6 protein-coding genes are annotated in these 11,263 nt (G+C 47.8%); 2 read left to right on the forward strand and 4 right to left on the reverse strand.

The window, feature by feature from the left end:
* Positions 1-266 precede the first annotated feature (266 nt).
* On the forward strand, positions 267-1,004 hold the full coding sequence (locus ACOMG9_RS20880; RefSeq protein WP_448218305.1) for a hypothetical protein: 738 nt from the start codon (positions 267-269) through the stop codon (positions 1,002-1,004).
* Between the two features lie 25 nt (positions 1,005-1,029).
* Here ACOMG9_RS20880 and ACOMG9_RS20885 read toward each other — a convergent pair whose 3' ends face one another.
* Both ACOMG9_RS20885 and ACOMG9_RS20890 read right to left on the reverse strand, forming a co-directional pair.
* On the reverse strand, positions 1,030-1,458 hold the full coding sequence (locus tag ACOMG9_RS20885) for a type II toxin-antitoxin system VapC family toxin (RefSeq protein ID WP_448218306.1): 429 nt from the start codon (positions 1,456-1,458) through the stop codon (positions 1,030-1,032).
* On the reverse strand, positions 1,458-1,670 hold the full coding sequence (locus ACOMG9_RS20890) for an AbrB/MazE/SpoVT family DNA-binding domain-containing protein (protein WP_422135386.1): 213 nt from the start codon (positions 1,668-1,670) through the stop codon (positions 1,458-1,460). Before ACOMG9_RS20890 ends, ACOMG9_RS20885 begins: the two co-directional genes overlap by 1 nt.
* A gap of 382 nt (positions 1,671-2,052) precedes the next feature.
* Here ACOMG9_RS20890 and ACOMG9_RS20895 point away from each other — a divergent pair, with 382 nt between their 5' ends.
* Positions 2,053-3,612, forward strand: coding sequence for a WD40 repeat domain-containing protein (locus ACOMG9_RS20895; RefSeq protein WP_448218307.1), 1,560 nt, complete (start codon positions 2,053-2,055; stop codon positions 3,610-3,612).
* 26 nt (positions 3,613-3,638) lie between these two features.
* On the opposite strand, the gene ACOMG9_RS20900 is transcribed toward ACOMG9_RS20895, so the two are convergent.
* Both ACOMG9_RS20900 and ACOMG9_RS20905 read right to left on the reverse strand, forming a co-directional pair.
* The gene (locus ACOMG9_RS20900) at positions 3,639-8,903 is read right to left on the reverse strand and encodes an AAA family ATPase (RefSeq protein WP_448218308.1); all 5,265 of its coding nucleotides are present in this window, start codon (positions 8,901-8,903) and stop codon (positions 3,639-3,641) included.
* Positions 8,904-8,931: 28 nt separating this feature from the next.
* The gene (locus ACOMG9_RS20905; RefSeq protein WP_494529344.1) at positions 8,932-11,106 is read right to left on the reverse strand and encodes a hypothetical protein; all 2,175 of its coding nucleotides are present in this window, start codon (positions 11,104-11,106) and stop codon (positions 8,932-8,934) included.
* Between the last annotated feature and the right edge of the window lie 157 nt (positions 11,107-11,263).

Genomic DNA, 11,263 nt, shown 5'->3' on the forward strand with positions numbered 1-11,263 from the left:
CAGATTAAACATAAGTTCCATTTAAATAGAGAGCCGCAACCATGGCAGATGCGATGGTCTCTATTCTCCCGACGTTTAAATCGAGCGTTTGTCATTCTTTGTATCCTTGTCTATAAGAGAATTTCACCTCCTGAAAGAGTGAATGTCTGATGTTATTCAACTCACTGAAAAAAACAGGGTCATTAGCCCTGTTTTTGGTCTCTGTTCTTTCTCTTCAGACACTGGCTAAGAATGATTCTATCGACGAATACCGAAGGCCACCCAGCATGCTTCCTGAGGATATCAGCAAGTTGAAGCCAACAGTTTTGTTATGTTTCGTCAGCAATGTTGAAAATGCTGACAACCTATCCAACGACCCCGGCAAACCTGAAGAGTGTAAAGAGCGTATTGGTTATGTCACTACGATAACATCAGAAAAATCCAGCACACATGTCTGCAGATATCATGCAAATGGTTCTATGCAAGAAGAGTTCACAAACTATGATTGGTTGGACGCAGATTTCTATGCCATTGATGGTTTCATGCATATCCATACAACAGAAGTCACTATCCCGGGCTCAAAAAATTATTATTACGTTATGAGAACGCCTGAAAACTGTTCTAAGGCTAACGAACCAATATGTGCATATGTCGACAAACAAGAAGGTAAAATATCCTTTGGTTATGAGCAAAACGACAATGGTAGTACGACATGTGGAAAACGGGATCTCGTCAAAGCTGTCTATGATCACCGTTACGAAAGAATAAACTGCGCAAAAAGACCACAAGACCACAGCTCACCATTTATTGAACTCAATGCTGTGCCGGATTCATGTCCTTCCGATGCGGTCACCACCCATTGTCACAATTGTAATGGTAATGGCTGTGGCGCCTTCAGATGCTCAGCATTTACATACTGGGATCCATGCCCGGATGACACCTTCTGCGGTTCTGAAAGGTGCGTAGGTGGATTATGCGAAGATAAACCATGGTGCAGGCCTGCAACACCAAATGACGAGCTCTAAGACGAGCTGTAGATAATCCCTGATTCTAATTCTTCGGAGCCTTGGCTCCAGGTAGTTTTTGTGCAGCTTTGTCAAAAGTGAAGGAGCCATTGAGTACCTCTTTCTGCTTCTCAATCACGCTTCGACCTTTGCACACAATAAGCGCATCAGCAAAGTCGGCTTCCTTGCCTTTTACAGGCTTTGCGTTCTTGAAGTCAGTCAGGGCTTTCCAAACAACCTGGCCGTCCTCAAAGTAGAGGTTGATTTTCTGAAAAAGCTGCAAAACGGTCTCAATGATTTCAGGTTTGGCAAGCTGGTATTTTTTACCTTTCAGCGTCCAGACTGTCTCAACCAGAGCAGCATCAGTCACCAGAACCTTTTCTTCTCCCTGAATCAACCGGGCGGCCTGTGCTGACTGCTTCTCATCATCGTTCAGCAAGTATCGGAGCAGGATATTGCTATCAATGACTATCATTACAAACCACTCTGAAGTGAATCGTCGTCTGAGATGTCCTGCTTGGTCTTGACGTGCTTCAGAAACCCTTCTGCTGCCCCTTTATGCCTCTTGATCAAGGTAATCCGACCATCGACGATAAAGCTGTCGATTTCATCTCCTGGCTGGATGCCAAGTTCTTCACACTGACCGGCAGGGATAGTGATTTGCCGTTTGGCACTGAGTTTAGGCACAGGCTTATTTCTTTACATTTTTCGTATAGTAAAGATAGAGCGTCACTTTACTTATCGCAATATATAGCGTACTGCATCTCCGTTTTATCGAACTGCCACCTGACTGCTTGATAAGGAAATTCACTTTTCCTCTATAGAGAATCAGGTGATTAGCGTGATGCACAGTGAAAATCACTGAACTACCAAGCAATCATTCATTGCTTGCTGTCACTGAGTAACGCCATTTTGAGTGCGCTGAAAGACAGAAACTCTGTTAGTTGCACTTAACAACATGTTATGAACTTTCATTTTAAAACTGACTCCAATTTTCCATATAGCTCAGCATCAACATTGAATGTTCCTTGTTGATCGAAGATAAATACCTATTCTGGAGAATTCAGGGATGCATGGAATAGATAATAACACCAGCATTGCACAACCTAACCCGCCACCAACCGGACAAGCCGAACTGGAACGTGCATTATCTCGTGTCAGTGCGGCTAGATCCGTCGCTGTTGCTGATCAAGAAAAAAAGAACAGACCTCCATTTCAATATTTTTCTATTTTATCAAGCCCCATGATTTTCAGCCGTTTGCGACTTCGGGATGTTGTCATTTTAAAACGGGTATGTAAACGCCTTCGCAATGGTATCCATCAAGATAATGCTCTGGCAAAAGCATGGTATCGCCGGTTTCCTTCACCATTGCAGTATCAACTAAGGACAACCATCAATACAAAAAATGTTGACCAACTTTGTGATTGGTTTAGGTCGTTCACGAATGATCAGGCATTAGTGAAGTCAATCACAGATCGCAAAACGGACAGGGTTTATGTGCCGGCTCTGTTATTTTTCACCCTGTCCAGGCTGATGTCTGAATGTGAGACATTTGTTTTAGATACAACCACTATTAACGAAGCGAATTGTGTAAACTCAGCCAGCCTCAGTGTCGATGGACGCCATCTGGTCACCGCCAGCGACGATGGCACCGCAAAAATCTACGTTAAAACGGCTGCTGGATTATGGGAATTGATAGACATCATTCGCCATACCAGCAAGGTCAATTCAGCCAGCTTCAGCCCCGATGGTTCCTATGTGGTGACCGCCAGTGATGATGGCAGGGCGATAATTTATGGCTATAAGAAAGATGGATCATGGAAACCAGTTCGCACTATTTCCCATAGTGACCTTGTCTATTCAGCCACTTTCAGCGCCAACGGCAGCCATGTGCTGACTGCCAGTAATGATGGAACAGCGCAAGTCTATGGCCTCAGGGACGATGGATCATGGGAAAGCGAAGCTACTGTTCGCCCAAATGGTCCGATGAAATTAGTCAGCTTTAACCCCGCTGTTCGTATGACCGATGCTGGCGATAAAACGACAGAAATCTGTGGCCCCAAGGGCGATGGATCCCATTCAGAAAAAACCAGCACAGAACGTCATAGATGGGTCTTATCAGCCAACTTCAGCTCCGATGGCCGTCATTTAGTGACTGCCGGAAGGGATAACACAGCGAAAATCTTTGCTCAAAAGGCCGATGGATCATGGGAACCAAAAAAGACCATTCGCCATAGTGGCTATGTCCACTCAGCCGTCTTTAGCCCCGATGGCCGTTATCTGGTGACGGCCAGTGAAGATGACACAGCAAGAATCTATCGCCAGACAGCGAATGGATCATGGGAACGAGAAGAAGTGAATATTTACCATAAAGACGGAGTTTTATCAGCCAATTTTAGTCCTGATGGCCGCCATGTGGTGACTGCCAGCAGGGACGGAACAGCGAAAATCATTGGTCTGGGCACCGATGGGTTATGGTCAGAAAAAGCCTGCATTTACCATAATGACTGGGTCTTATCGGCCAACTTCAGTATCGATAGTCGCCTTGTGGTAACTGCCTCCAGCGACCATTCAGTGAAAATCACTGAACTGCGAAGGTATGATTCATTGCTTGCTGTCACTGAATGACGCCATTTTGAGTGCGCTGAAAGAAACTATGCTTTGCAGATGAGGGGCTGGTCACCTTCATAGATCAGAAAGTCAGAAAGCGAATCCAGATTCACGGTGTTGAAAAACTCTTGGTAAATTTTGCCCATATCATCGTCTTTGAGCACCAAAGCGTTATTGGCGTTGAGTGACTGCCGCAGGTAGGCATCCTTAAGAGATTTCTGAAATGCTGAAGAACTATTAAAATACAGCATCATCATATACAGCTCATCCGTTGAAGATGGTTCATGAGCGCCGCAGTAGCCTGAGTCTGCGGAGTTTTCAGAGCGAGCATCGGCCCAACAATAGGTTAAGCAACCACCTTTCGAGTGTGTCAATCCATACAGATAATGACAGAACGCCTCCCCAATCGCTTGCGCACATTTATGCTTTAAATCATCTTGAAACTTTTTCTTCATTTTTTTCAATGCCTTCAGAGTATTGATGCGTTGTTTTTTCATTGCCATACGGGTATTGATTTTTTGTAATGTATTCTTTAATTCCGGGCTTTTCTCAACAATCTTTTGAAACAGGGCTTCGACTTTGTGACCAGTCGCTTCATCGTTCCGGAAAATCTGTCCCATGATAATCACCGGACGGTGATTGACCTTGCCCGAGTCTGGTTTCAGAAACGCGGGATCTTGCGTCAGCATTCGTTCTATATTTGGAATGCCCTCAGGGTCTTTCGTCCAGGCGAACTGTAGAGATGAGCTGACAATTTTATTTTCCAGGTATTGCGAAAAACCATCATGGCAATGAGTGACGAGGAAGTCATCATCATCTTCTATCTCCAGGTAGCGTTCATAAGCCAAACGCCATACCTGACTATTTTTTTCTCTGGACCATAACTGCTTGTAAAACTTTTTCAGGCAATGGCTGGCTTTAACCTTCAGTTCATCGATATTTTCCAGGCGCAGCAATAGCTTATGATGTTGAAAGGCTCCTACGACAGATTTATTATAGTTCGGTACTGGATCAAGCCAACCCGATTCCAGGACTTCACCAGCAAAATGAATAACTGAAGGTTTGTCCAGGTCACTGCCTTCCAGTGTTGCCACCATTAAGCCCAACCACGGTTGAACGCATGCTCCGTCCTGAATAATCATTTTTGAATGAAGCGACTTGAGTCGTTCAGTGATCCGATCTTCATCACTTTTGTGCAATATTTTTTTCAATGCCTCCGATATCGGTTTAAATTCCTTCTCGTAATAGCCCAATGCCCCTGTCTCCAGCGACTTGATTATTGAAACGCCCATGGCAAAAGCGGGTAGATCTTTTTTCTTCCAGAGGTTGTTTAGTATTTCGGAAGTACTTGGATTTTTTTTTGGCAATTCACTGTTTGTCTTCAGGGCTTTGTTCAGTTCCTCAAGGCTTATGTCACAGGCTTCAGCCAGAGCTTGTTGTTGTGCTAAATCTGCCTCGTTCATAATCTTCCTCAGCAGATCCATACTCATCTTTGACTCAGTGCCGGAACCATTTTCCTTCCCGGTGGGCTCGGAGTTAAATGGGATTTCTGTTTTCAGAACAGGCGACCCGCCCAAATGCACAGACTTCCAGGTTTGGCCTTCATCCAGGGAATACTCAGCAAAACTGTGGAAACTGCTATTCATTTGCCGTGAGGGAATTCCGAAATAACGACAAAAAGCAATAAAAACAGGCACACGATGACGACAGCTGCCATGCCTTTTTGTTACGAGAAATTCAAAGAAATTTTGCTTGCGCTCTGGTATGGCATTACCGGAGAACTGCTGGCAATAACGCGTGATTAACTTAATTCGTCGCTTTGTGTTTTTAGAGTCTTTTATTTTCTGCAGAAGAAACCGTACTTTGCCTGATTGTCCGTCAATATTCTCAAACACTTTGTCCAGTACTGATTTCATACCCTCTGAACAGCAGGCGTCAAATCGTTCTGATCGGGATCCTTCAGCCAATGTATTTTCGCCCGGTTCCAGGGGTTCTACGATATAAGTCACTCGAATACTCTGGTTGGCTTTCGCCTCAGGAACAGAGAGTGTGTGAAGCCCGGTATATTGGTCCCTGACCAGGGTAAATGCCAAATCGGGCTCTATACGCAGTGCCACGATATAGTCGTCAGGCGTCAGGCTGGGTAATGCATATTGACCATTGTCCGGTGTCACGTTCAAGGTCGCCAGCGTTTGATTGTCGGCCAATACCACTAACTGGTTATGCTCTGGTAACGGGTCCGGCATGAGTATTTCGATCCCCATAGGGTGTTTATTACTAAGCTCGATCGGTGTGATATCACCCTTGGCAGACACAAAAATGTCGTTTGCCGAGCAACGATACATCTCGGTAGTAAAGTCCCGGGTATCAAAAACGATATGATCATCAATTTGTGGCATCTCCTGATGCCGATAGTTCGTCATTTGGTCTAATGCCTCAAACTCTTTCTCGTGGAGTTCCGGGTCGTATTTTTCAGCCGCTTTATCAACGCTGATAGCCAGCGCTTTGTTAACAGGGTTCGGCAGTCTTCTCATCTGGCGCCAAAACGCAGGCCATAACTGAGATGCCTTGGCGTTCCATGACTCGATCCGTTGCTCAGCATCGCGAAGATAAGGCTGGGAAGCCGGTAATTTCAGCGTTTGTTCCTCATCTTCCGTCAGGGGAAATACACTGTTCGCATTCACGCCTGCCTGGTCAAATTCCCGGGCAAACCAGCATCGTTGCCAGTGCCGGTACAGTGCCTGGTTGAGAATATCGTCGGACCCGTCTGGATTCAGGGAAAGACCGGATGCCTGCCAACGGGCCTGAGCCACCATCCTGATGATTTCCGTTCTGGCTTCCTTGTCATTCAGATCTGCATTAATACGAATTTCATGGCATTTTTCATCAAGACTGTTGAGATTACTGAGTCGTAACAGCCACGGGCGATTCATGTCCGGCAGTGCCTGGTTGAACCATTTGCTCAGTTCAAGAGCAAACTCTCTTCTACCCATGGCAAGAGACGATGACTCGGGCAGCTCCTCCAGCGATATGTCGGCGGCCATCAGGTAAAGCCGGTAATACTGATTGAAGCATTGATGAAGGCCTTTTTCGGTATCATCGTCTCCCTGGATGACGGCTCTGGCCACATTCTGTAAATCAAGACTGCTAGGCTGCAACGGCAGGTTTTTCCGTTGCAGGTAAGCCCTCAGGCGACAATGTAGCTGCGTCAGCTTTTTAGCCAGGATTTTCCCTTCCCGGGTTTCTGGCAACACTTTCCCGGCAATGGTCTGTAATTCTGCCGGGTTGTACTGGCGGATCGGCAAATGTCTGAAACGCCCTTTCAGCGCCGGTGATAAGGGTTTTCGCCCGCTGTACTCAGGCGGGTTGGTGGTGGCAAACAGGTGGAAGCCCGGATGGGCATCACCGGCCAGAATATCGTTTAACTCACCTTCCAGATGCTGGCTGTCGATCAGATTCATTTCCGAAATCACCACGATGCCGCCATTAATTTTTGCCGTCTGGATCTTTTCACACAGTTTGTCCCAGGAACAATCACAGGCATTCAGGTAAAAGACTTCCGGCATGGATTCTTGCCGTGCTTCTGCCTGCTGTTTGACACTTTCAATCATCAAGTACAGCGTGGCATCCTTACCTCGTCCAGCAGGGCCTTCAATCAGAGTCGCCTGACGACCGTCGTGTTTTCTGTTGAGATGATAAGCCTGCTGACAGCGGCTTAAGTCCTGTCCAAGCCGTTTTGCCAGTTCACGGACTGCCGATCCGGAGGTATCAAATTCAGGACGGGTTTGTTCGGTGAAATTTATGAAGGCCTGCTCAATATCCGGCAGGGTCTGGTTATGCACTTTGTCGCTCAGTGTGTTGTCTGGTTCGAAACGGGCAGCAAACCAGATGTTCAATGCTAACTGGGCATCCTGATGAGTCTCGCTGATTTCGGGACCCAGCAGATCCCGAAAACCTTGTTGGATCAGACTGTTGATTTGCTCAGAGGTAACAGGGGCAGCTGTAGGCAGCGCACAATCCAGATACCAACCCACCCAACTGCAGATGTCCGTTAAATCCCTGGGGGTAAACTCATGCTCGGGCAACAACTCCTGATAATATTGCCAGAGCACCATCAGGCTCTGTGTGGCACTGCGTGCAATGTCGTTTATTTCAGGCTCCGGCAGATGCCGTTGTAAATGATTGACCAGAGCCGGTTCCACCACACAGTCCCGAAGGAAAGCCTGGTCCAGACGAGGGTAGTAAGCTCTGGGCAGCTTTTCTTGCAGAGCCGGGTCCAGTTGGCGTCCGGAGTAATGATCCGGGTTGCCGGTGAGAATTACCCGGTGTTTTGTGCCGACCAGAACAGGTTGACCGTCCACATAGATACAGGGTTCCGGCTCCCATAAGCCAATCAATGACGCCAGTAATCCCGTTTTAGCCAGGTTGGCTTCATCCAGCACCAGAGTGACGAATTTGTCATTTTTGTCGGGTTTAATACTGGCCCATTCCATCAGGGCCCGATTTTGCTGTGCCATAGAACGGTCACCATCGGCACGTTCCTGCCACCGCCATTGTTTCATCAGGGTCTGTTCGCTGTCAGAAGGTCCAAGGGAAATCACCGCAGCCTGTCCTGAAGCTTTCGCCACTTTGGCGGAAAAGTAACTTTTCCCGGTGCCGGTTTCCCCCTGCAGGAAGATAACGGGAGAGTCCGCAAGCCGGTCATGGAGTCGCGATAATCGACGGTTTTCTCGATCCTTTTGATTAATCTCGCCGTGATAAAGATCCCGGGCCAGTGCTGGCACGGGCCTGTCAGCGGAGCCCGTCCATTTCAGTGATTCGGACAGTCGATGTTCAATGCGTTCAATGCCTTCTGCTTCAGAATTCGCTGTTCTGGCCCTATGAAAACAATCGGTGGCCAGAGTATGAATGGTATCGGATCGGGTCTGCCCCGGTGGCAGGGCTAACTGCCAGCCAGAAGCCAGAGCATCCTGCAAACGTTTAATCTGTCTACTTGGCCAGATGGTCAATGATTGACAGGGCTCTGCGGTTGCCGGGTCAATTTCCAGTTGATACGCCATTGTATCTCGTTGTGCTTCAGGCCTGTGGGCCACGATTATGGCACAGAGCCTGTCCAGAGTTTTTTTTTGGGCCCACCCTGGTATTGGACTTTCATAGGACAGCTGAAACCCGGTGTCCTTGAATATTACCGGGTCAAATGCCCTGGCCAGTTGCCAAAGGTTTTGCTTCACAAACGCTCTATCCAATTGCAGGGCACTATTGATGATGGCATTTAACCTGTCCGGGTCTACCGAGGCCGTTTGATCCACATTCGGATTTTTATGGGTGTCTAATATCTTATCCAGTATCTTTGTGGGTGTCCGATATCTTATCCGGTAACAGGTGCCAACAAGTCACTTTCATAAAATCACGCACGGGCGGATGCTGTCGGGTGCCATGGGTGATGACGCTATTGATGGCCTTGCGCCAGTGGCGAGGTAAAAGCTGTGCGGCATGGTCAACCTGCTTTGCCCGTCGGGCAGCCAGTATCAGGTTATTCAACAACCCTTCGGTTATTTCAGGCAGAGGGTTACACAGGTGGGCAGGTACGGTTTCAAAGGCTTTGTAAAGTTCATTAAGCGCTTGTTCTGGCAGTTCAGTTCGGCAGATACCGTGCTTGTGAGCATTGATATCCCAGAGATCGACCTCAGGACACGGCTTACCCTTGGCAATCATTGCACTCCATACTGAGGAGGGGCTTTTCGCAGACTCAGGCCAGAGCAGGGTGATATGAGCCTTTGGGTAGGCCTGTAATTGACCATTCACCAACAGAGGTTGGCCAACAGCCAGAGGTTCCAGGAGCTGCTGCAGGGTTGGATTACTTTCCAGCCCTTTGAATACCACTGGCTCGCCAGCGGTTAATGCCATCTGAAATTGACTCTGATGTCGCCCAAAATGCGCCTTTTGTTCCGAGGTGATATAGATATTATCAAATAGCTGGCTGAAGCTGGTCTGTTCATTGACCTGAATGACCAGAGGGGTTTCCGGCTGATTATTGATCCAATAACTTGCCTGGACAGGTCGCTGATAAGTTATGGTATCAAAGGCGGTGTGATTTCTGATTGGATGTTCATTGTTTTCTGCCAGTCCCAATGCCTTCGGCTGCCGTTTTGAATCAACCACCTGAAGCTGGGGCTTGAGGCCGGTCGTCTCGCGAATCGTCTGCAGTGAACCCAGCAAACGAAACCAGAGTGCCTCAGAGAGGGGGGAGGTTACCGTGACGACACCACCGGCTCGAATCTGTTTCAACAGACGGGTGTTAGGTATTGCATAGCCTTCCGGGGCAATGGCAATGGGGTTCAGCCATTGGGTAATATTACTCTGGTTAATAATGATCGGGCTTCTTGATGCGTTCTTTCTTTTGACACCTTTTTTGAAACGAGCGTGGAAAAGACTCTTGAACACTGAGCGAAGCTCGTTATTCCTTACCGGCATCCGGTAAAACTGAATACGGTCGGGTAACGGACAGCTCTTGCCATTACTCTCAAAACACTTTTTCGCCAGCATCTGTCGAATGGTCTGTTCAAAGGCCAGATCCTGCCAGTTGGCCCCTTTCAGAATCACCCGTTGTCCGGCTCTCAGTGACTCAAGCCTGCCGGGAATGTGTCGGATTCGCCCCCGTTTATCCACACCGGGGCCGCCCAGCAGCAACTGTCGCCAGTGACTGTGCAAGTGGCAGTCAATAAGAACGGTATTGCCGTCATCCATAGCACTTTCGGCACTGGTGAATTCAGGCAATACCGGAGGAGCCTCGTCGACATCCATCAATGTGTCATCGCCGGTCTGTGCCTCGAATTGCCAGGTATTTCCCGGCCGATTAATTCTCCGCCAGAAATCAGCGCCGGGTGCGTCATCACGCTCGCCAATCGATGCCAGCTGGGCAGGATCTGCTACGACCAATAGAGAAACATGCCCACCCAGAGGGCGTTTCCTGCGACTGATTTTGTCGTACAGGCAGGGGTTATCCGGGTCCAGCAGATCGTTAAATTTAGGCAGATCATCGCTGGTGAGATGTCGGATATCCATCACCAGAGTCAGTGGCTGTGAGCCTTCAAAGAGCTTGCCTGAGCGCAGAGTATGACGACCCTCTTCGGAAATGCTCAGCCGACTCACCAGGTTAGCCTGTGAAAGGTCATCGGGGTGGGAAATAACAGTAACATCCTGATGTTCATCACAGGTCCTGGCAATCAGGAGCTGTCGAACTTCATCATCACTGGCGACAAAACGAAAATCGAAGGAATGAGTCGCCTTTTGGAACGTGGAATCCGTTGAAGAGACGGTTCTCAGTCTGTCAGGCAAGGTTTCCGGAGATGGTGATCTTTTTAGTCTGGACCTCACTTCAGAGCAGCTTCTTACAGTCTTCTTTTGCTTTGACGATACATCCAGCTTTGCTATCTTGGCTCCCACGCCACGATCAAGGGGGTTAGGATACAGAGCGTGTTTTTTTCTACCTCTATCAATCTGACCATCCATAGTCAATCACCCTCTCTGCTATCTGAAGAACCAAGTTGAAGTTGTTTTATAATTTGACCTTCAGATTAAACGTAAGTTCCATTTAAACAGGCAGCCGCAACTATGGCAGATGCGATAGCCTCATGAGATATGCATGGATAGTGGTCATCAGAGAGGA

The organism is Endozoicomonas sp. PH6C, assembly GCF_059322965.1.